This is a genomic window from Streptomyces sp. NPDC053426, from assembly GCF_055585405.1.
In genome coordinates this window covers 234,023-255,849 of the sequence record NZ_JBVJKE010000011.1, presented here as the reverse complement: position 1 = coordinate 255,849, position 21,827 = coordinate 234,023, and the positions used below count along the sequence as shown (strand labels likewise).

Sequence of the window (21,827 nt, the reverse complement as noted above, 5' to 3'; positions counted from 1 at the left end):
CGGTACCTTCCCGGCATGACTGAAGACGAGGACTACCTCGACAAGAGTCCGTCGGCCGCTCAGATGGGCAAGGCGGCCGAGTACCTGGTCGCGGCCACCTGCATCCTCGCCACCCAGGGCGAGTTGAACGTCTCGACGTCCCAGGCCGACAACGCGGGGGTGGATCTGGTCTTCCACCGGCGGGGGAGCTCGGTGACCCTGGCCGTGCAGGTGAAGTCGCGCACGTCCACGACGTCGGTCGTCCAGAAGGGCCAGTATCTGGCCGATGTGCGGGCGCAGACGTTCCGACCTCGTGATGACCTGGACATGCTCTTCGTGGCAGTGGACGTCGAGCGCATGGCGATCATGACCGCCTGGCTGATACCGAGCGGCGTGTTCGGCGAGATGGTGAGCGAGCCCAACGGCAAGGGGAAGTACCGGTTCGCCGCCTCCCTGAAGCCGGATTCCAAGGACCGCTGGACGCCGTACCGGCTGACGGTCGCGGAGCTGTCGCAGCGGATACTGACCCGGCTCTCCGAGCTGGAGAAGGCCGAGTAGTACTTTCCCCCGGGTCCTCCTCCACCGGTTCCGGGTCAAGGGGAGCGCGGCGGGCGGTTCCGGCATCCGCCGGCACCCCGCCCCGGCCCCTCTCGTGATCCGCCGGTCGCCGACGCGCCGGCTCCCCCGTCTGTCGTTCATCGGCCGTCGCGACGGGAGGGACGGAACGTGTGTCCGGCGGTCCGTTCCCCGCCCGCCGCATGGACGGCTTCGGCACTGCTGCGGCCGTCCCGAAGGACGTGGAGCAGCGGGACGCACGGGCCTGAGGCGGTGGTCCCGGGCTCACCCGTCCTCGGCGTTGTCGTGGGACGCGGCGGGGGCGTCCGACGGGTCGCGTTCGCCCTCCGCCTGGGACGGGGTGGAGTGCGGGATCTCGGGGGTGGTCCACTCGTCGTCGTCCCGGTCGCCCTCGGCCTGGGACGGAGTGTGCTCGCTCAGCTCGCTCATGGTGCTGCCTCCCGATCGCGGGGCCGGTGGTCGGTCCGTCGCCGGGTACCCCGCGCGGGCCGGTGTCACCGTGCCGAGCGGCGGGCCAGGGCCCTGGACAGGGCGGCGCGGACCTCCTCGGGCGGGGCGGTGCCCTCCGCCTCCGCACCGGCGGTGAGCGCCTCCGCGACCGTGCGGAGCTTGGTGTTGGAGAGCTGGGACGCCTCCCGCAGGATGTGCCACGCCTCGTCCGAGGTGCAGCCGTACGTCGCCATCAGGATGCCGCGGGCCTGGTCGATCACCGGGCGGGAGGCGATCGCCTGCCGCAACTGCTCGACCTCCTCCTGGAGCAGGTGCAGCCGCTCCTCCCGCTCCAGCGCCACCGCCGAGACGGCCCGCGACGGCACGTCCTCCGGCTCCGGCGCCGGGGAGCGCAGCGGGTCCGTGGTGTCGAGGCCGGCGAGTTCCAGGATGCGGCGCGGCTGGCCGTTCCAGCGGGTGGCCGTGACCGGCACCGACCGGCGCCGGCCGTGGTCGCGCAGCACCTCCAGGAACTCCAGTCCCGCCGTGTCCATGAAGTACACGCCGCTCATGTCCACGTCGACCCGCGCCGTGCCGGCGGGCAGCCGCGCCAGCTTCTCGGCCAGGGCCTGGGCACACCCGCGGACCAGCTCGCCGCGAGGGGTGAGCAGCGCCCGGTCCGCGTCCATGCGACCGCCGATGACCAAGGTGTTCAGCCTTCCCGGGAGAGGGATCGATGCCGCGGAGGTCATGTCACCGCCTTGTCGGTGCTCGTGGGTGGTCGGGGCGTTTCGGGTGGGTTCGGCCGCCGCCGGCACCGGAGCGGTAGGCTGCGCACGGTCCCGGCTGCGCTGCGGGTGCGCCTGCCCAGACTGCGGCGCACTACACACCGTGCCGGGGAATGGCCGGGAACCGACGGGGTACGTACAGGCCCGGGAACGTGGGGAGACGGGTGTTGGGCGATCACCACCGGACGCCGTGCGGGACCGGGACTCCGGCGCCGTCCTTGACGGTGCGCCCGCTGGAGGGCGGCCGCGGTGTCCGCGCGGCCGGGGAGATCGGCCTGGCCACGCATACGATCTGGGAGCGCGTGCTGGAGCAGGCGGTGCGCGGGGGTGAGGCCGTGTACCACCTGGAACTGTCCGAGGTGACGTTCGTCGACGTCGCGGGCGCCGGAGCGCTCGCGGCGGCGGCCGGGCGCCTCGGGGACGGCCGCCGGTTCGTGGTGCGCCGACCGCCGCCCGCCCTGAGCCGGGTGCTGGACATGTTCTGGCCCGACCTGTCGACGATCGAGGTGTCGATGTCATGAGTGCCGCGGCCGAACCCCTGGAAGCCCCCGCCGGTCCCTTCGCCCACCCCGCCCTCTTCTACCGGGACGACCGGGAGTACCTGGAGGGCACCGTCCCCTTCGTGCGCGAGGGGCTCGCGGCCGGCGAGCCCGTGGCGGTCGCCGTGCCCGGTGACCGGCTGCGGATGGTCCGGGACGCGCTCGGTGACGACGCGGACGCCGTCCGCCTCCTCGACATGCGCGAGGCCGGACGCAACCCCGGCCGGATCATCCCCGGCGTGCTGCGCGCCTTCGCCGACAGCCGGCCGGCCGGGAAGCGGGTGCGGATCATCGGCGAGCCCGTCTGGGCCGGCCGCTCCGCGACCGAGTACCCCGCCTGCGTCCAGCACGAGGCACTGATCAACGCCGCCTTCCAGGGCCGTACGGCGACGATCCTGTGCCCCTACGACGCCGTACGCCTGCCCGCGCACGTCCTCGCCGACGCCCACGCCACCCACCCCACCGTCATCCCCGCCGGCGCCCTCCCGGTGCGGGACAGCGAGGCGTACGCCCCCGACGCGGCCGTCGCCCGCTACAACGAGCCGCTGCCGCTCGTGGCGGACGCGATGACCTTCCCGTTCACCGCCGATTCGCTGCCCTCGGCCCGGCACGCCGCGTCCGACGAGGGACGGCGGCTCGGCCTCACCGGCGTCACCCTGGACGACCTGGCCCTCGCCACGGCCGAGCTGACCACGAACAGCGTGCTGCACGGCGGCGGTTCGGGGGTGCTGCGGGTCTGGGCCGAGGACGGCCACGTACTGTGCGAGGTGCGCGACCGGGGCCGGATGACCGACCCCCTCGCCGGGCGCCGCCCCGCCTCCCGCGACCAGCGCGGCGGACGCGGCCTGCTGATGGTCAACCTGATCGCCGACCTGGTGCGCGTGCACACCGGGGACGAGGGCACGACGATCAGGTGCTGGTTCCCCCGCTGACGGCCCGTCCGGCCGCCCGCCCGTGCGCTCAGGCGCGCAGCGGGTCCAGCACGATCGGTGCGATCCTGCCCTCCAGCATCTCGCCCAGCCCCTGCACGGCGCAGAGTTCCGGCCGTTCGGCGATGTGCACCGGCATGCCCGTCGCCTGACGCAGCATCTGGTCGAAGCCCGGCAGCAGGGCGCTCCCGCCGACCATCATGATCCCCCGGTCGACCAGATCGGCGACCAGGTCCGGCGGGCACTCCCGCAGCACCTTGCCGATGCCGTCGAGGACGGCGGTGAGCGGCCTCTGGATGGCCCGCCGCACGGCGGCCGTGTCGACCCGCACGGAACGGGCCAGACCGGTGGCCACGTCCCGCCCGTGGATCTCCGTCGACTCCGGGCCCTGCGGGGTGAGCCCGTTGCCGTGCAGGGCGAGCTGCAGGGGCCGTACGGACTGGCTCGGCAGCATCAGCTCGTGCTGGTGGCGCAGGTGCTGCACGATCGCGTTGTCCACGGCCTCCCCGCCGACGGGGACGCGCTCCGCCGTCACGATCGCCCCGAGGGAGAGCACGGCCACCTGCGTGGCCGCCGCCCCGCACACCATGATCATGGTGGCCTCGGGCCGCTCCACCGGCAGACCGCAGCCGACGGCGGCGGCGATGAGCGTGTCGACCAGCTCCACCCGGCGGGCACCGAGACCGACCAGCGTCTCGATCGCGGCGCGCTGGGCGAGCGGATCGGCGTCGTGCGGGACACAGGCCGCGGCCCGCAGCCGGGGCCTGCGGCGCAGCGTGCGGCGCATCCTGTCCCCGATGAGCTGCCGCAGCATGCGCTGCGCCATCTCGATGTCGACGACCGTGCCGCCGGAGACGGGACGTACGACGCGGATGTAGTCCGGCGTACGGCCCGTCATCTTCTCCGCGAACTCGCCGACCGCCATCAGCGCTCCGGTACGGGTGTTCACGGCGGCGGTGGACGGCTGGTCGACGACGAGTCCGGCGCCCTTGACATACACCCGGGTGCGGGCCGCCCCCAGGTCGACGGCGAAGTGGCAGCGGCGCAGCTGCTCCAGACTGGCGGTCACGGCGGATCCTCCCGAGTGCGCACCCAGCGGCCCGCCGGGCGGCGGACCTCTCAGGCATCGTGCGCGGCGGGCGGGGGCGGGCGCCTTTCCTGGGGGACCGGGTGGGGGACCGCCGAACGGGGCGGGGTCAGGAGTCACCGCGCGGCGGCAGGGAGCGGACCGCTTCGAGCAGGGGGCGCAGGCCCGGCACGGTGAGACTCGCCGGACCGGACCGGCGGAGGACGCCGTCGGTGTGCCGGCAGCCGATGAAGGGCACACCCGCGGCCCCGGCGGCGGCGCTCTCGACGGCGGTCGACCCGATCATCACGCAGCGGGCCGGTGCGGTGCCGAGCCGGTCGAGGGCGCGGTGCAGGACGTCCGGGCGGGGCATCAGCCGGGAGAGGTCGGCGGAACGGCCGTGCACTCCGCCTGTCAGGTGCGGGGTGATGCCCGCACGGTCCAGGAAGGTCCCGGCCGCGCCGGCCGAGTGATCGGTGACCACGGCCAGGCGCAGGCGGCGGGCGGACAGCGCGCGCACCAGATCGACGGCCAGGGGCTCGGGGCGGGCGGTGCGGGCGGCTCTCGTCTCGTGGCGGTCCAGGTGCACGCGCACTTCCTCCACCAGCGGGCTGCCGGCCAGCGCGCGGAGCAGTTCGACGGGGGTGACGTCGTTCCCGGCGGGGACCACGGGGCCGCCCCCCGGCACCAGCGGCCTGCCCGACAGCGCGTCCCCGGGGTCCCGTTCCTCGACGGCGAGACGGGCCAGGTCCTGTACCACCTGGGCCGCACGACCGTCGTGGAACAGCCTGGTGAGCGTGCCATCGAGACCGAGGACGACGGCGTCGGCGGCCATGAGCACGTCGCCGGGGCCGATCCCCGGCTGCCGTGCGATGCGCGACGCCCGTGCGGCGGAGAGGGCGCTGACCAGGAGGTCCCAGCGGACGGTGCAGCCGGGCACGTCGTCCGCTCCCAGCCGGTTCAGGAGTTCTCGGCGCAGGAGGCCCCGGCCGGCGGGCGGAAGGCGCTCGACGACCTCGCGCAGCCGGGTCACGACATGCCGGCGGAGGAAGCCGTCCACGTCGTGCGGGCCGTACCCGACCAGGGTGACCGGATCGGACACCCGCCACACGGCCTCGCCCCGGACCACGGCGACGGACCTGTGCCGCAGCTCCGGCCCCGTCACCTCCAGCGCCGTCCGGTGTTCGGCCAGGTCGACCTCGTAGTAGCGGTCGGCACCGGGCACACGGGTGGTGCCCAGCCCTCTGCCGGGAAGCGTGTAGACGACCGTTCTCGTCTCGTCCCGCGACGGCGGGAGGTGGCCGTCGGGCGTGAGGAAGGGGCCCCGCACCAGGGGCGGCGGGTCGGTGTCGCGGGGGACGGCGGTGTACCAGCCCGCCGTCCGGTCGCCGTCGAGGGGCCGGAGCGACTCGGTGACGTGCCGTTCCGTCGCCAGTTCCTCCCGGAGGGACGGCGCGAGGGCGAACACGCCGTGCGCCTCGGACGAGTCCAGCACCGCGCGGACCGCCCTCTCGGCGGGCAGTTCGGCCCGTCCCTCGTCCCACATACGCCACACGGTCACGATCAGCCGGGGCCCGCCCACCTCCCTGAGCATGTCCGGGAACCCCCGTAGCGCGGCGCTCAGCAGCAACGCCGTCGGGCCGCCCGGCGGGACGAGCACCGTGTAGCCCTCGTCCCGCCCGAGGAACCGGTACGCCTCGGAGGGCACCCCGGCGGCCGTCAGCACCCGGGTGACCGCCCGCCCCAGGGCCGTGAGCGTGTCCTCGGACTCGGGATCGTCCGCGCAGTCGAAGAAGAAGCAGGTGTGGGCGGTGGCGTGGTCCGCCGGGGCGGGGGCGGCGGGCTCGGGCGGGTCACCGAGCGGGTCCGGGGGCGGGGACGTCGTCGGGTCCCAGGCGGGGTACGTGCCCTCGGGCAGCTCGTCGGGTGCGGTGAGCGGGTCGTACGCCGGGTCGTCGGGCGGCGTTCCGGAGGCGGGGTCGTCCTGTGCCGGATCGCCGAGTTCCTCGCGCAGTTCGCGCCCCAGGGCCAGCAGCTCCGGGTGCCGGCCGCCGGCCAGCTCGTACTCCTCGTACACCGCCAGGGCCTCCTCGGTCCGGCCCTGACGTCGCAGGGCGATGAGGTGGAGGCGACGGAAGTCCTCGCGGGAGGGGTGGGCGCGTACCAAGGCCTCCAGGTTCGCCGACGCGCGCGCCGGGTCCCCGAGGTCCAGGGCGAGTTCCGCGCGCCGGCGGTGGAGGTTCAGGCGGAGCTGGACCAGGCGGGTGCGGGCGGTCCGGGCGGCGGGGCCGGGGACGTCCGCGAGGGGATCGCCGCCGTGCCAGAGCCCCAGCGCCTCGGTGATCAGGGCGTGCGCCCCCGCGAGGTCGTCCCGGCGGCGCGCCTCGTCGGCCCGGCGGACCAGGTCCTCGCAGTGCACCACGTCCACGTGGTCGGCGCTGGTGTGCAGGGCGAAGCCGTGGGAGAGCGTCGCCAGCACGCCGGGTCCCAGGGCGTCGCGCAGCCGGGACGCCGTGGCGCCCAGGACCGCCATGGCGTCGTCCGGTTCGTCGGGCGCGTTCCACAGGCCCCGCCTGAGCTCGTCGTGCGTCACGGTACGGCCGTGCTTGAGCAGCAGCATGGCCAGCACGGCGCGTTCGTGCGGTCCCAGCGCGGGGGAGCGGCCGGCCAGTTCGACGCCGAACGGGCCGAGGGCGCGGTAGTGGCGCCGTTCCCCGTACGCCGCTTCGGCGCGGTGCGGCAGTTCCGGGTCGAGGAGCAGGTCCCTGCCCCGGGTCTGTGCCTCGGGGGAGGGAGACATCAGCAGTTCGAACGCGCGCGCGTACGTCTCCCGCAGGTCCTGCGGAAGATGGCCCAGGTTGCGCCGGTCGATGGGAACCGTCAGCCGCGAGGTACCCCACGCCAGCGTCAGCAGCATCTCGCACAGGGCCCTCAGGTCCTCCGACCGCCCCGCCGGGCCCGAGGTCCGGCCGGGTTCGAAGAGGCTGAGCTTCGCCGTTCCGTCGGGCAGCAGCACCACCCGGGACAGACCGAGCCCGCCGTGCGTCAGGCCCGCCATGTGTACGGCGGTGAGGGCCCGCGCGAGCTGGGCGCCGACCGACACCAGCAAGGGTGCGGGCAGACGGTAACCGTTGGGCGCGGCGAGGGAGTTGAGGGCCACGCCCTCCAACTGCTCCATGACGACGTACGGGATGCCGTCGCCGTCGAGGCCGGCCGCGTGGACCCGCACCACGTTCGGATGGTCGAGCCCGCCCAGCAGGCGGGCGTCGCGCCGGAACGCCTCCCGCCGCGTCGGGTCGGTGATCCTTCCGTGCAGCCGCAGGGCGACCGTCCGGTTCTCCTCCCTGTCCTCGGCCTGCCACACCGTCCCGGTCGGCGTGATCCGCCGCACCAGCCGGTAACGGCCGCCCGCCACACGCGGGACGGAGGGCCCGCCGAGGCCGGACGCCGTCACGTCCCCGCCGGCCAGCCGTCGTGCGTTGTCCGTGTCGATCGTCGCGATCGCCTGGCCGTCCACGGCGGTCCCGGTCCCGGTGCCGGAACCGGCCGGCACCGACGCCCGGAAGTCTCCCGGTGCCCGGCCCGCCCGGTCGTCGATCAGGGCGCCGACGCGGTGCAGCAGGGCGGTGGTGTCGTGCCGGGCCGAGCGGGGCAGGCCGCGCAGCAGCAGTTCCCGTACGCCGGGACGGAAGGCGTAGGAACCGGGCGGCCCGGGGACGGCGGTGAGCATGCCGCTGAGGATCACCTCGGCGAGGTGCTGGGGGCGCGGGTCCGGGTCGGTGGCGGCCTGCACCAGACGCATGACCGGCAGGTCGGGACGGCTCAGGGCCAGATGACCGGCCAGCCGGAAGGCCTCGGGGGAAGCGGTGCCGCGGAAGCGGAGGACCAGGTCCTCGGGGGAGAGGAGGCCGAGGTCCGTGCGGTCGTCGACGTCCGCCGGGAAGGGCCGGCGCAGGTCGGCCACCGCCGCCGGGTGTCCCGTGCCGCCCGGGTCCGCGATCAGCCGGGCCCAGTTCGCCAGCCAGTCCGGAGCCGGTTCCAGCACGGGCAGCGGCAGCATCCCGTCCGGTGCGTGCCGGCCCGTGGTGCCGGAAGGGCCGTAGGCGTCGTAGGGCGTGAACGTGAGCGTCGCGGAGGGCGCGGCGGGGCGCGGGGCCGAGAGCCGGCCCGGGACGGTGAGCAGGGCCGTGTCCCGCCACAGGTGTTCCGGGAGCGGCTGGACGACGGCCAGGGGCATGCGGTGGGCCCAGCGGCGGAGGACGCCGTACCACAGGTCGCCGGCGGGGCCCCGGCGCCACTGCGGGCCCATGCAGTCGCTGATCACCAGGGTGACGCAGCGGCCGTCGGCCGGGGCGTGCGCGCCGGGACCGCGCACCGTGCCGTCGGGGCCGACGGACAGCGGGGTCACCGTGCGGAAGACGCCGGACTGGGCGAACGCCGTGTGCAGTTCGCGGATCAGGGGGCGCCACACGGGCATCGTGGGGCCGGTGTCGTGCACCAGGTTCAGCCGCAGCCAGCGTTCCCGGGCGGGCCGCATGACGGGCAGCCACCAGTCGGGGGCGGCGCCGAGACGGGCGATGCGGTCGGCGGTCGCCCTCTCGTCCAGTTCCCTGCCCACGGGAGCGTCCACCCGGCGTTTGAGCGGGCGCAGGGACCGCTGCAGTGCCAGGGGGCGGCGCAGCATCGGGGGTGCCGGGGCCAGCAGGGCGGCGTGGGGTTCGCCCGGCACGTCGCGCGAGGGGGCGGGGGACGGCAGATGGAGGGGGGTGCGCGAAGGCCCGGAGGGAGGAGCGGGCGGCGTGGACGCGGGCGGAGGCGGCGGGGGAGGCACGGACGGCGCGGGCCCGGCGGGCCGTTCGGGGACGGCGGGCTCCGGCGACGGCGGGTGCGGGCCGGTGCCGGGTTCCCGGTCCATGGCCCGTGCCAGCCACAGCAGTTCGGCCAGTTCCAGCGGGGCCGGGCGCGGGCCCCCGGCCGCCTCGGCCAGTACGTCGGCCAGGCGGGCCAGGGCGTCCGGAGAGCCGGAGCCCTCCGTGGACCGGTCAGAAGGCATCGGCCTGCGGGGTCTGCCCCAGGTACGGCATCAGCTGCTCCGCCAGGTCGTCGAGGGACTCCGCGCCGAGTCCGGAGGCGCCGGCCAGGTAGATCGCGTTGAGGAGCTGGTCGGTGGCCAGGTCCCCGGCGCCCGCCCGTGCCAGGAAGCGCTCGATCAGGCCCCGCGCGTACGCGTCGGGCTCCCCGAGGTGCGCGCGGACGATGTCGGCGAGTTGCCGGTCGTCCGGCTGCCGCAGGCGCAGCGTGACGCAGCGGCGCAGGAAGGCGGGCGGGAACTCGCGTTCGCCGTTGCTGGTGAGGACGACGAAGGGGAAGGCCCGGCAGCGGACGCGGCCGTGCTCGACCGGCACCCGTTCCCCGGTGCCGTCGACCATCACCTCCGCCCTCCCGTGGTGGCGGTGCCGGGCGGTGCGCACCAGCTCGGGAATCTCGTACTGGCCCTCCTCCAGCACGTTCAGCAGGTCGTTGGGCAGGTCGAGGTCGCTCTTGTCGATCTCGTCGATGAGCAGGGCGCGGGGGCGGGTGTAGGGGAGGAGCGCGGTGCCCAGGGGACCGAGGCGCAGATGGTTCTCCACCCCCGACTCGTCGCCGGCTCCCGCACCGGGGGAACCGCCGTGTGCCCCGTCGTACCGCTCGGCGGGGAGTCCGGCCGTCCGCCGGGCCGCGTACAGGCGGGAGAGCGGGTCGTACTGGTAGAGGCCGTCGTGCAGGGTGCTGCGGCTGGTGATGTTCCAGCGCAGCACCGGGCCGAGGCGCAGCTCGCGGGCGACCGCGTAGACCAGCGAGGACTTGCCGGTGCCGGGCGGGCCGGTGACCAGCAGCGGGCGGCGCAGATACAGGGCCGCGTTGACCAGCTGGACCGTCCGCGGGGTCGCCCGGTAGGTCGCGGCGCGGTGGCTGCGGTCGGGGGAGACGGCGGCGGCGTCGGCGTCCTCGTCGGGCGGGTCGAGCGCGGGACGGCCGTCGAAGGCCCGCCAGGGCGGGGGCGGCGGCAACCGGGTGATGCCGTCGTGCGGCTCCTCGGTGCCGGTGTAGACGGGCCACAGGGGCATGGGCTCTTCTCCGTGGGGCTCGGCGGGCGGATCAGGCGACGGGGGAGTGCAGGGGCGCGGCGGTCCCGGGGAAGCAGCGCGGGTCGTCCCACAGCAGCTGCACGTCCCTCGCCCAGTGCCGGTCCGCCTCGTCGGCGGCGTCCGCGGTCAGGCGTAACGACAGGACGTGGTGCGGAAGGTCGGCGGGCGGGACACCGGCGACGGACTCGGTGAGCTCGTCGAGGAAGGCCTCACCCGAACAGGGACCCTCGTGGCCGGCCTCCGGGCAGCCCGTGCGGGACCACAGCAGCACGGGGACGGGGACGGTCAGACCGACCTCGAAGTGCTGCCGCGCGGCCGCGGGGGACGAGGCGAAGCCGATCAGGTCCGCGCCGTCGTCCCACAGCCGCTTGCGCAGGCTCTGCGGCCGCTCCGGCGTGCCGCACCCGATGCGGTGCACGGCCGCCGCCGTACCCCCGTCCAGCTTCTGCCACTTCTTGTGGAGCTGGTGGCGCAGCCGGTTGCTGCGGTGACGGGCGCGGTCCGCCACCACCAGCGGGTAGGCGCAGCCGAGCGGGGTGGGGTCGTCCGCGCCGCACTCCCAGCGCGCCACCGGCTCGTTCAGCCGGCCGCGCGGCAGCACGAAGGCGAGCAGCTCCTCGGCCCCCGGCACGAGCTGGGCGACGGCCTCGTCGATGTGCTCCTGGACGTAGGCCCGCACCCCGGACCACGGCAGCCGGCGGGCGCCCACGGGGCGGCGCCGTCCGTCGCGGTACGCGGACACCTCGACGGTGACCTGGTCGGGGCCGGTCCCGCTGTGCTCGATGTCCACGACGATGGGCGACCAGGCGGCGGCCCGTCCGGGCGGTCCGTCCGGGGCCGCGTCACCCGGGCCGCCCCGCTCGTCGGGGCCGTCCAGCAGCTCCCGCACCCGGGCGGCGAACCGGGACACCGCCTCCGGCGCGGACACCTCCCACTGCACGTACGCCGCCGCCGACGCCAGGGAGCCGAACCCGCCCTTCGGCAGGGCGGGGCCGAAGGCACCCACGGCGTCGACGTACAGCCGGTCGTGGTCGAGCGTCCGCCCGTCCCGCTCGGCCCGCCGCACGAGGCCGTACAGCTCCCTCAGCTCGTCCGGGGTGTGGCCCGGGGTCGGCACCAGCTCGCCCAGACCGCTCCAGTAGCGGGCCATGACCTCGGTGGGCAGCATGCGGCCCGCGCGCACGTCCCGGCCACCCGCGACGGCCGTGACCATGCCGACCACCGCGCCGTCGGCCAGCGTCACCGCCGCCCCGCTGAATCCGTCGGCCAGCGGCTGTCCGTGTCCGGAGGCCGCCTCCAACTGCACCCATTCACCGGCGATCAGCGGACCGGGCACCGCACGGTACAGCGCGAGGGCGCCCTCGTCGTAGCCCCGGGGGAAGCCGTACGCGACCAGCTCGGGCGAGGGGATGCCGCGCTCCGCGCCGGGCGGCGCGAAGACGGCCGGGGCGAGCGGCACCTCCCGCTCCAGCTCCAGCACGGCCACGTCGCCGGGGTCGGTGTCGCCACCGCGCCAGCCGCCGTGGACCGCCACCGTCGCGGCGACCACGCCCAGTTCGGCGCGGTTGGGGAAGCTCACGGACACCGTCGACGTGCCGCTCGCCGCTATGACGTGGGCGCAGGTGAGCACCTGACGCGCCGAGACGAGGAAGCCCGCGCCGACCGCGTTCCCGCACTCGATCCGGGTGTGCCAGGCAGCGCTGCTCATCGACGGCCGGCGGCCTCGTGGTCCGGCTCGGGCGTCCAGCTCAGCTTGACGACCAGATGCCCCTCCGCCGAGCCCTTGGCGATGACGGCACCGGCTTCCGCGGTCAGTTTCACCCCGAACTCCAGCTCCACCGCGTCCGGTCTGAGGGAGCCGTCGCGGAACACGCGCAGCGCGGACTCGGCCGCCGCCCGTACGCCCTCCAGGGAGCCCTCGAAGGTGCGCGCCGCCTGCGCCGGGCCGTTGCCGCGCGAGACGAGCCGGGCCCCGGACTCGTCCTCCACGCCCTCCACCACGACCGTCGCGCCGCCTTCGGTCGTGAACTGCGTCAACCCGTCCATGGCGCGACATGCCCCCCGTGGTGTGCGACTGTGGTGAACTCCTATGTTACGCGCGGTGCTTGACGTGTCACGGGGTCAGTCGGCCGAGTGCCCCTCCGTGCGGCCCGCCGCCCCCACCACTCCCCGGACCACCCCCAGCTCCACCAGGTCCTGCGGACGCAGACGGAGCCGGTCCGCCGTGCTCTCCACCTCCTCCGGGGGCCGCTTGAGGATGGCCGCCGCGAGTTCCGGGGCGATCACCGAGAAGTAACTGTCGGGGGTGGCCCAGGTGTTGCCGGGGGCCGCCAGGGCCAGCGCGCCGCCGGAGCCGCCCTCGCCGACGACCAGCGTGGTGACCGGTGTGCGGGCGGCGGCCACGGCGCCGAACAGGTCGGCGATGGCGGCCCCCGCGCCCTGCCGCTCCGCCTCCGCGTCGTTCGCCGCGCCCGGCGTGTCCACCAGCGTCAGCACCGGGATGCCGAGCCGGTCCGCGAGCCGGACCAGCCGGGCGGCGGTGCGGTACCCGGCGGGCCGGGTCGCCGTCCCGGTCTGCGCCGCGTAGGCGACCGTGCGGCCCTCCCGCTCACCGAAGCCGCACAGCATGCCGTCCGGGTCCGTGCCGCCGCAGCGGTCGCCGCTGACGGTGACGCGGGAGGTGAGGCAGGCGTCCAGGTAGGCGGTGGCGCGCGGGCGTTCGGGGGAGCGGGCGCGGCGGACGGCGTCCCAGCCGGTGGCCGGGAGGTCCGCCCTGCCCAGCGCGGGCGGCGGCGGGACCGGGGCGGCGGAGGGCCGGGTCAGCAGCCGCAGCCAGCGGCCCAGCGTGCCCCGCAGCTCCTCCGGCCGCACCAGCGCGTCCGCCGCGCCCGCCGCCACCTGCGCCTCGGCCGTGTACGCCGCCGGGTCCGCGTCCGCCGGCCGCACCCGTGAGCCGGCGAAGCCGACCTGCGCGCCGGGCAGGGCGAGGACCACATCGGCGCCCGCGCCCAGGGTGGCCCACCCGCCGCCGGTCGTCGGGTCCCGCACCACCGCGATCTGCGGCAGCCCGGCCTCCCGCGTGAGCGCCGACTCCCGCGCCACCCGCTGGAGCTGGGTGAGCGCGAGCATGCCCTCCTGCATCCTGCTGCCCCCGGTGGCGACCAGCGGCACCACCGGCAGCCGGTGGGCGCGGGCATGGGCGTACGCCGCCACCAGACGGTCGCCGGTGCGCTCGCCGAGCGAGCCGCCGAGGAAGCCGAACTCGAAGACGACGACGACCGCCCGGGTGCCCTCGATGCCCGCGGTGCCGCAGACCACGGACTCCCGCTCGCCGGTGCGCTCGGCGGCGCGGGCGCGGGCGGCACCGTAACCGGGCCAGCCGAGCGGGCCGTCGGGGGCCGACTCCCTCGTGGGGTGGCCGAGTTCGGTGAAGTCGTCCGTGAGGAGGGCGACGACCTCCCGCGCGGACAGCCGGTCAGCCACGGGACAGCGCCCGCTTCATGATCTTCCCCATGTCGTTGCGGGGCAGGGCGTCGAGGTGGTGGACCACGCGCGGGCGCTTGTGCGGGGCGAGGCGCCCGGCGACATGACCGGCCAGCTCCTCCAGGCCGGGCGGGGACTGCGGATCCGCCGGCACCACCCACGCCACGATCCGCTCACCCAGATCGGCGTCCGGCTCCCCGGTGACCGCCGCCTCCCGCACCCCCGGGTGCTCCAGCAGCGCGTTCTCGATCTCACCCGCGCCGATCTTGTACCCCCCGCTCTTGATCAGGTCGGTGGCCTTGCGGCCGACGATGCGGACATGGCCGTCGGCGTCGCGCACCGCCATGTCCCCGGTGCGGAACCAGCCGTCGGCCGTGAACGCGGCGGCCGTCGCGTCGGGCCGGTTCAGGTACTCCGTGAACAGGTTCGGCCCGCGCACCTGGATCTCGCCGACCGTCTCACCGTCGTACGACGTGATCGGCGACCCGTCCTCCTCCACCAGCCGCAGCTCCACGCCCGGCAGCGGCACGCCCACCGTGCCGGGGCGGGCCTCGCCGTCCACGCGGATGCCGGGCCGGGGGTCCGGGGGTGTCCACCGGGACGAGCACAGCATCAGGGTCTCCGTCATGCCGTACCGCTCGACGACCCGGCGCCCGGTCGCCGCCGCGATCCGCTCGTGGTCGTGCACGGGCAGCGCGGCCGAACCCGACACCAGCAGCCGCGCCCCGGCCAGCGCCTTCACCAGCCCGGGGTCGCCGGGCAGGGCCTCGGCGAGCCGGTGGTACATCGTCGGCACGCCGAACAGCATGCTCGCGCCGCCGCTCAGCTCGCGCGCCACGCCCTCGGAGGTGAACCTGCCCAGGTGGCGCACGGAGCCGCCGCGCCGCAGCGGGCCGAGGGTGCCGAGGACGAGGCCGTGCACATGGAACAGCGGCAGCCCGTGCACCAGCACGTCGTCACCGGTCCACCGCCAGGCGTCGGCGAGGGCGTCCAGGGTGGTGGCGATCGCGCGGCGCGGGATGACGGCGCCCTTGGGCGGGCCGGTGGTGCCGGAGGTGTAGACGATCAGGGCGGGGTCCTCCGGGTCCCGCTCCCGGTCGTCCGGGAGCGCACCCCGCGCCGCCGGGTCCACATCGAGCCGGGGCAGGCCGCCCAGGGGAGCGGGGAGCTCTTCGCCGGGCGCGGTGAGCACCAGCTCCGGGGCGCTGTCGGTCAGGATGTGGCCGAGTTCCTTCCCTCCCGACTTCGGGTTGAGCGGCACCACGGTCACCCCGGCGAGCAGCGCCGCGGTGACCGCGACCGCGGTCTCCAGCGCCGGCGTGGCCCACACGGCGACCCGGCGCGTCTCCGTCAGACCCCCGGCCACCGCTCCGGCCGCCGAGGCGAGTTCCCCGTACGTCAGTGAGCGCTCGCCGAAGCGCAGGGCGGGCCGGTCGGCCGGACCGTCGGTCAGGGCCGGGAAGAGAGAGGACACGCGTCGTACTCCTTAACCAGCTGTCGTCGACCAGCTGTCGTCGACCAGCTGTCGTTCGAAGGCCGCGGGGGCGGGACAGGACCGATCGTCGCGTGGATCAGGCCGCTTTTTCCACCACGTCCGCGACCACGCAGGCGATGTTGTCCGGACCGCCGGCCTCGTTCGCCGCGGTGACCAGGGTGTGGACCGCCTCGTCCGGGGCCGGAGCGGTGGTCAGCAGCCGCCTGATCGTGTCGTCGCCGACGACGGTCGGGAGGCCGTCGGAGCACAGCAGATAGCGGTCGCCCAGGTGGGCGTCGTGGAGTCGGAGATCGGGGGCGGACGTGGTGGACTCCGTGCCGGTGAGGGCCTTCAGGAGGAGCATGCGCTGGGGGTGCGAGGCCGCCTCCTCCGGGGTCAGGCGGCCCTCGTCGAGCATCGACTGGACCACCGTGTGGTCGTGGGTGATGCGGAACAGCTCGCCGTCGCGGAGCAGATACGCGCGGGAGTCGCCGATGTGGACCAGGGCCAGGCGGGAGCCCGTCCAGAGCAGGGCGGTCAGCGTGGTGCCCGCCTCCTCCGTTCCGTCCGCCGCGTCCCGCACCGCCCGCGCCGCACCCCGCACCGCGTCCTCCAGCAGGTTCAGCACTCCGCCCGCCGGTGTCTCCCGCGTGTCCAGGAACCGCAGCGCCTCCACCGCCGCGCTGCTCGCCGGCGCGCCCGCCGGACCGAAACCGTCGGCCACGGCCAGCAGCCGGGCACCGGCGTACGCCGTGTCCTGGTTGACGGGGCGGACGCGGCCCCGGTCGGAGTGGGCGCAGTAGCGCAGCTCCAGCGTGCTGTTCACGGTGGTGTCCCTTCTCGACTCTTCCGTCAGGTGATCGACCAGGAACGCGGCGAGGTCCCGCCGTGCGGCCGTCTCCGCCTCCACCCGGGCCCAGTACGCCCGGATCTCCACGGCGGCGGCGCCGGGGTCGAGGGAGCACACGTGACGGATGCCGGCCAGCGGCATGCCCACCCGCCGCAGCCACGCCACCAGCCGGGCCCGCTCCAACTGCGCGGCCGCGTAGTAGCGGTAACCCGTGTCGGGGTCCACCCGGGCGGGTCGCAGCAGGTCCAGCTCGTCGTACAGGCGCAGCGCCTTCGGGGACAGCCGGCACGCCTTCGCGAACGCGCCGATCGTCAGCATGTCCATCCGCCTCTCCGTTCCACGTCTCTGCGTTCCGCCACCGATGCTGGGGCTTCCCCGAAGGTGAAGGTCAAGCGTGGTCATCCGTGGTGCGGGGGGAGGAGGACGCGGAACGTGGCGCCCTCGCCCGGGGCCGTACGGAGTTCCACCCGCCCGTGGTGGGCCGTCACCAGGGACCTGACGATCGCGAGGCCGAGGCCCGCGCCCCCGTCCCCGGTACGGCCACGGGCGGCGTCGGCGCGGTAGAACCGGTCGAAGGCCCGGGCGGCCTGGTCGGCGGACAGGCCCGGGCCCTCGTCGTGGAGTTCCAGGACGGCCAGCCCGTCGTGCGTGCCGACCCCGATGCGGACCGGCGTGCCGGCCGGGGTGTGGGCGACCGCGTTGCCGACGAGGTTGGACGTCACCTGGCGCAGCTTCGCCTCGTCGCCGAGCACCGGCGCGCCTCCCGGCGGGCCGCCGCCGGGCCCGGTGAGGGTGACGGGCCGCCCGGGATCGAGCGCGCGCAGGTCGTGCAGGGCGTCGGCGGCCAGGGTGCGCAGGTCCATGGGGGTGAGACGCAGGGGGAGGTCCGCCGCGGACCCGGGCTCGTCGAGCCGGGCGAGCAGCAGCAGGTCCTCGACCAGCCGGATCAGCCGCCCCGCCTCCCCCTCGACGCGGCCCATCGCGGCATCGACGTCGGCGCGTTCGGGCATGCCGCCCATCCGGTACAGCTCCGTGAACCCCTTGATGCCGAACAGCGGGGTACGCAGCTCATGGCTGGCGTCCGCCAGGAAGCGGCGCATCCGTTCCGCGGCGGCGGCCCGTGCGGCGTCGCCCTCCTCGATCCGGTCCAGCATGCCGTTGAGCACCCCGGCCAGCCGGCCGAGCTCGGTGCGGGAGCCGGCCAGCGCGGGCACACGGCTGGACAGATCGCCGTCCGCGATGGCCACCGCGGTGGTCTCGATCCGGCGCAGAGGGCGCAGCCCGACCCCCACCGCGAACCACCCGGCCGCGCCGAGCAGCACCAGCACGAGGGAGTCGATCACCAGCACCCGGGTGCCGAGCTGCCGGATCGTCGCGTCGACCTGGGCGAGCGAGCCGGCGACCACGACGCTCCCCTCGTCGGCCTCCTGTCCGTCCGGGCCGTCGAGCGGCAGGGCGATCGCCCGCCAGGCCGTGCCGCCGTCCCGTGCCGGAACCTCGAAGGCCCGTCCGTCGCGTGCGCCGACCTCGGCCGCGTCCAGGCCGGGCAGGGCGGGGGCGCTGCCCGCGGCGGGCCGGACCACCCGCCGCACCCGGCCGGCCGGGTCCACGTAGACGACATGGACGTCACCGGCCAGCTGCTGCTCCACGCTCCGCCGCACCTGCGGTGTCCGGTCACCGGCCACGTCGGCCAGGTCGCTGAAGCGCGAGGTGATCGTGGCGGCGGTACGGAGCCGTTCGTCCACCTGCTCGACCAGGTCCCGTTGCAGCAGGGTGACGACGAGGGCGCTGCCCCCGAGCAGGGCCACCACCAGCAGTACCAGAGAGATCGCCAGCAGCCGGACGCGCAGCGAGACGCGGCCGCGCAGCCGGCCCGTCCGCGTCCTCCTCACCGCCGGGGCCTGCGCAGCACGTACCCGGTGCCGCGCACCGTGTGGATGAGTTTCGGGTCCTCCTGGTCCACCTTGCGGCGCAGATAGCTGATGTAGGAGGCGACGATGCTGTCGTCCCCGCCGAAGTCGTAGTGCCAGACCAGCTCCAGCAGCTGGGCCTTGGACAGTACCCGTCCGGCGTTCTCCATCAGCACCCGCAGCAGGCTGAACTCGGTCGGCGAGAGCTGCACGGGGTGCCCGCCCCGGGTCACCTGGTGGCTGTCGGGGTCGAGCTCCAGCGTGCCGACGACCAGCCGCCCGTCCACCGGGCGTCCGCTGGTGCGGCGCAGGATGGCCCGGATGCGCAGCACCAGCTCCTCGAGGTTGAACGGCTTGGTCAGATAGTCGTCACCGCCCGCCCGGAGCCCGCCGATCCGGTCCTCGGGCGCGTCACGGGCGGTGAGGAACAGCACCGGCGGATGTCCCGGCGGCGCGGAGGAGCGCTGCTCGCGCAGCCGCCGGACCACCTCGAAGCCGTCGAAGTCGGGCAGCATCACGTCCAGCACGATCAGATCGGGGCGCCGCTCCCGCACCGCCGCCAGCGCCTGCGCGCCGGTCTCCACCGGGACCACGGCGAACCCGGCCAGCCGCAGGCTCGCGGACAGCAGTTCGCGCAGCGTCGGCTCGTCCTCCACCACCAGCAGCCGCTCGGATCCCGTCATCCCCTCCACGCTCCCGCCTGTTCGCCGGCTTCCAGTGTCCAGGCTCCTACGCGTCCCGCTCGCGGAAGACGACGAACGCCACGGCGAGCAGGGCCGCCACACAGGCCGCCATGACGGCGAGCCCGGGCCAGGGACCCAGCAGCGCCGGATCACGGTGGCCGGTGATGATCTGCCCGCCGGCCATGGGCGGCCAGTACTTCGTCATCCAGTCACCGAACGCCCCGGGCAGCGCCGGAGCGAACGCCTGCACGATCAGCAGCACGCCGAACAGGGTCGTCACCGTCGCCGTCGTACTGCGGATCACCGTGCCGATCGCCAGCCCGAACAGCGCGGCCAGCGTCAGATACAGCGCCCCGCCCCAGATGCCGCGCGGCGCACCCGGATCGGACAGGGCGAGATGCGGGGCGCCGGCCCCCGCCAGTGCCGCCTGCCCGACGAGGAACCCGCCCAGGGAGACCAGCAGTCCCACCGGAAGCGCGACCGCGACCAGCACCGCGGCCTTGGCGGCCAGCACGCGGGTCCGCCTCGGTACGGCGGTCAGCGTGCCGACGATCGTGCGGGCGCCGTACTCGGAGGTGATGACCAGACCGCCCAGCAGGCCGAGAGCGATCTGGGCCAGCAGATAGCCGCGCAGACTGGTCGCCAGCGGGTCGAAGGAGGCGCGGTCGGCGGCGCTCAGGTCCGCGTACCCGCCGCCGGCGGACGTGCCGTTCAGCACGGCCAGCCCGATGCAGAAGGCCAGGGTGCCCAGGACGATGCAGAGGGTCGACCGCATCGTACGGATCTTGATCCACTCGGCGTGCAGACAGTGCGGGAACCCCGCCCGGCCCGCTGCCGCCCCCCTCCGGACGCCCACGGCGCTCGCGCTCATCGAACCGTCTCCCTCTCCTGTGCGAGTGCGTCCTCCGTGTGGTACTCGACGGCATCACGCGTCAGGTCCATGAAGGCCTGCTCCAGGGACGCCTGCCGGGGCGCCAGCTCGTGCAGCTCCACCCCGCCCGCCGCGGCCAGCGCGCCGATCTCGGCCGCCTCGAGGCCGGTCACCACCAGCCCGTCCACGCCGTCCTCGCGCACCCGGACCGCCGCGGACAGCATCCGCCGCAGCGCCGCCGCCCGCGGAGTGCGCACCACGACCTCCCGGCCGGAGTACGCGCCGATGAACTCCTTCATGGCGGTGTCCGCGATCAGCCGTCCGCGGCCGATCACGATGAGATGGCCGGCGGTGAGCTCCATCTCGCTCATCAGGTGACTGGACATCAGCACCGCGCGGCCCTCGGCCGCCATCCGCCGCATGAGACCGCGGATCCAGACGATTCCCTCCGGGTCGAGGCCGTTGAGCGGCTCGTCGAAGACGAGCACCGGGGGATCGCCCAGCAACGCCCCCGCGATGCCGAGCCGCTGCCGCATGCCGAGGGAGAAGGTACCGGCCCTGCGGTGGGCGACCGCCTCGAGACCCACCTCCGCCAGCACCTCGGACACGCGCCGGCGCGGGATGCCGTTGCCGGCCGCGAGGGCCAGCAGATGGTGCCGCGCCGTGCGGCTCGGCAGCACCGCGCCCGCGTCCAGCAGCGCGCCGACCGCCCTGAGGGGCGCCGGCTGGGCGACGTACGGACGTCCGCCGACGGTGGCGGTACCGGAGGTGGCGGCGTCCAGGCCCAGGACCATCCGGAGCGTGGTCGACTTCCCGGCACCGTTGGGGCCGAGGAACCCGGTCACCTCCCCCGGACGGACGGCGAACGTCAGATCGTCGACGGCGAGGACCTCGCCGTAGCGCTTGGTGAGTCCGCGGACTTCGATCACGGCGACTCCAGGGCCGATGGGTGTGTGCGTGGTGGTGCGCGCCGTCGTGGCGCCGCGCACCACCCACCGTGACCGGGGCGTCTGGGCCGGTCTGCGCGATCCTGAACGCCCGATGGGAAGCCTGAACCCGAACCGTGGGAAAACCCCAGGTCACGGGAGTCCGACCGGTCGGAGGCGGACGGGAGTTCACACGGAACACTCAGAATCGGAACTGTTAGCCTGCTCGTCGATCAGCTGTTCGGACGAGGAGTGAGTCGTCGTGCCCCGTATCGCGCTCGTGACCTGCCGGCCCGGCCCCGACGTCTCCGAGGACCGGGATCTGCCGGGGCTGGTGCGGGCGCTGGAGGAGGCCGGGGCCGAGGCGTCCGCCGAGGTGTGGGACGACGACGCCGTCGACTGGGCCCGCTTCGACCTCGTCGTGATCCGCTCCACCTGGGACTACAGCTGGCGGTCGGCGGAGTTCACCGCGTGGGCCGAGCGGTGCGGCACGCTCACCCGGCTGGCCAATCCGGCGGACGTGGTGCGCTGGAACACCGACAAGCGGTACCTCGGGGAACTCGCCGCCGCCGGGGTGCCGGTGGTGGACACCCGGTACATCGCGGCGGGCGATCCGCTCGACCTCCCGGACGGCCACGAGTACGTCGTCAAGCCCACCTCCGGCGCCGGCGCCCGGTTCGCCGCCCGCTACACCCCCGACGAGCACGACACGGCCGTACGGCACCTGCGGCGCATGCACGCCGAGGGGTTCACCGCGATGGTGCAGCCCTATCTGCGCGGCATCGACACCACCGGCGAGCGGGCGCTGCAGTACTTCGGCGGGAACCTGCTGCACGTGAGCCGCAAGGGGCCCGTCCTCGCCCCCGGCACGCCCTACGACCGGCGCAAGGTGGCCCACCCCGGGCTGACCGACTGGACCCCGACCCTCGAAGAGGCCGCTGTCGCCAGAAAGGCGTTGGCCTCCGTGCCGGGCAGGCCCGAACTGCTGTACGCACGGGTCGACCTCGTGGACGGGGAGGACGGCCGGCCCCGCGTGATGGAGCTGGAACTGGTCGAACCGAACCTGTTCCTGTGGCTGCACCCGGAGTCGGTGCCGCGCGTCGTGGAGGAGATCCTCAAGGCGGCGGTCCGCTGACCGCCGCACGCTGCGGCAATCCTCACGTGAACTCCGCCCGGCCCTCCGTGGACACCCGCGT

18 protein-coding genes are annotated in these 21,827 nt (G+C 75.0%); 4 read left to right on the top strand and 14 right to left on the bottom strand.

Annotated elements, in window-relative coordinates; all coding sequences use genetic code 11:
* Positions 1-15 precede the first annotated feature (15 nt).
* Positions 16-537, top strand: a complete 522-nt coding sequence (locus ACZ62B_RS23510; protein WP_344564614.1) for a hypothetical protein — start codon at positions 16-18, stop codon at positions 535-537.
* Positions 538-819: 282 nt separating this feature from the next.
* Here the strand turns inward: ACZ62B_RS23510 and ACZ62B_RS23505 are convergent, their stop codons facing one another.
* Together ACZ62B_RS23505 and ACZ62B_RS23500 are read right to left on the bottom strand one after the other, a co-directional pair.
* Positions 820-984, bottom strand: coding sequence for a hypothetical protein (locus tag ACZ62B_RS23505; RefSeq protein WP_344564616.1), 165 nt, complete (start codon positions 982-984; stop codon positions 820-822).
* A 65-nt stretch (positions 985-1,049) separates the two neighbouring features.
* A complete protein-coding gene (locus ACZ62B_RS23500; RefSeq protein WP_468725803.1) occupies positions 1,050-1,736 on the bottom strand; it encodes an ANTAR domain-containing response regulator in 687 nt (228 codons plus the stop codon).
* A gap of 254 nt (positions 1,737-1,990) precedes the next feature.
* Between ACZ62B_RS23500 and ACZ62B_RS23495 the strand changes: the two genes are divergently transcribed.
* Together ACZ62B_RS23495 and ACZ62B_RS23490 are read left to right on the top strand one after the other, a co-directional pair.
* Complete coding sequence (locus ACZ62B_RS23495) at positions 1,991-2,293, top strand: STAS domain-containing protein (RefSeq protein WP_344564620.1); 303 nt, start codon at positions 1,991-1,993, stop codon at positions 2,291-2,293.
* Entirely contained in the window at positions 2,290-3,243 is a 954-nt protein-coding gene (locus tag ACZ62B_RS23490; protein ID WP_469691935.1) for an anti-sigma factor RsbA family regulatory protein, read from the top strand. The genes ACZ62B_RS23495 and ACZ62B_RS23490 overlap by 4 nt, the downstream gene beginning before the upstream one ends.
* A gap of 28 nt (positions 3,244-3,271) precedes the next feature.
* On the opposite strand, the gene mreB is transcribed toward ACZ62B_RS23490, so the two are convergent.
* From mreB to ACZ62B_RS23430, 12 genes are all read right to left on the bottom strand, one after another.
* Positions 3,272-4,309 (bottom strand): rod shape-determining protein, encoded by a 1,038-nt coding sequence (gene mreB / locus ACZ62B_RS23485; RefSeq protein ID WP_344564624.1) that lies wholly within the window; start codon positions 4,307-4,309, stop codon positions 3,272-3,274.
* 127 nt (positions 4,310-4,436) lie between these two features.
* A complete protein-coding gene (locus ACZ62B_RS23480) occupies positions 4,437-9,359 on the bottom strand; it encodes an SAV_2336 N-terminal domain-related protein (protein ID WP_469691933.1) in 4,923 nt (1,640 codons plus the stop codon).
* Entirely contained in the window at positions 9,349-10,413 is a 1,065-nt protein-coding gene (locus ACZ62B_RS23475) for an AAA family ATPase (RefSeq protein WP_344564628.1), read from the bottom strand. The genes ACZ62B_RS23480 and ACZ62B_RS23475 overlap by 11 nt, the downstream gene beginning before the upstream one ends.
* A 31-nt stretch (positions 10,414-10,444) precedes the next feature.
* The gene (locus tag ACZ62B_RS23470) at positions 10,445-12,142 is read right to left on the bottom strand and encodes a VMAP-C domain-containing protein (RefSeq protein WP_469691931.1); all 1,698 of its coding nucleotides are present in this window, start codon (positions 12,140-12,142) and stop codon (positions 10,445-10,447) included.
* Positions 12,139-12,480, bottom strand: coding sequence for a CU044_2847 family protein (locus ACZ62B_RS23465; protein ID WP_344564636.1), 342 nt, complete (start codon positions 12,478-12,480; stop codon positions 12,139-12,141). The genes ACZ62B_RS23470 and ACZ62B_RS23465 overlap by 4 nt, the downstream gene beginning before the upstream one ends.
* A 75-nt stretch (positions 12,481-12,555) precedes the next feature.
* On the bottom strand, positions 12,556-13,917 hold the full coding sequence (locus ACZ62B_RS23460; protein ID WP_468725811.1) for a carboxyl transferase domain-containing protein: 1,362 nt from the start codon (positions 13,915-13,917) through the stop codon (positions 12,556-12,558).
* Entirely contained in the window at positions 13,910-15,391 is a 1,482-nt protein-coding gene (locus tag ACZ62B_RS23455) for an acyl-CoA synthetase (RefSeq protein ID WP_469691929.1), read from the bottom strand. Before ACZ62B_RS23455 ends, ACZ62B_RS23460 begins: the two co-directional genes overlap by 8 nt.
* A 97-nt stretch (positions 15,392-15,488) precedes the next feature.
* Entirely contained in the window at positions 15,489-16,565 is a 1,077-nt protein-coding gene (locus ACZ62B_RS23450) for a MerR family transcriptional regulator (RefSeq protein WP_469691927.1), read from the bottom strand.
* 74 nt (positions 16,566-16,639) lie between these two features.
* Complete coding sequence (locus ACZ62B_RS23445) at positions 16,640-18,133, bottom strand: sensor histidine kinase (RefSeq protein ID WP_469691926.1); 1,494 nt, start codon at positions 18,131-18,133, stop codon at positions 16,640-16,642.
* On the bottom strand, positions 18,130-18,834 hold the full coding sequence (locus ACZ62B_RS23440) for a response regulator transcription factor (RefSeq protein ID WP_344564643.1): 705 nt from the start codon (positions 18,832-18,834) through the stop codon (positions 18,130-18,132). Before ACZ62B_RS23440 ends, ACZ62B_RS23445 begins: the two co-directional genes overlap by 4 nt.
* 46 nt (positions 18,835-18,880) lie before the next feature.
* Complete coding sequence (locus ACZ62B_RS23435) at positions 18,881-19,705, bottom strand: ABC transporter permease (RefSeq protein WP_469691924.1); 825 nt, start codon at positions 19,703-19,705, stop codon at positions 18,881-18,883.
* Positions 19,702-20,634, bottom strand: coding sequence for an ATP-binding cassette domain-containing protein (locus ACZ62B_RS23430; protein WP_344564647.1), 933 nt, complete (start codon positions 20,632-20,634; stop codon positions 19,702-19,704). Before ACZ62B_RS23430 ends, ACZ62B_RS23435 begins: the two co-directional genes overlap by 4 nt.
* 259 nt (positions 20,635-20,893) lie before the next feature.
* On the opposite strand from ACZ62B_RS23430, the gene ACZ62B_RS23425 reads away from it, so the two are divergent.
* Complete coding sequence (locus tag ACZ62B_RS23425) at positions 20,894-21,766, top strand: ATP-grasp domain-containing protein (RefSeq protein ID WP_344564649.1); 873 nt, start codon at positions 20,894-20,896, stop codon at positions 21,764-21,766.
* Positions 21,767-21,827: the final 61 nt, after the last annotated feature.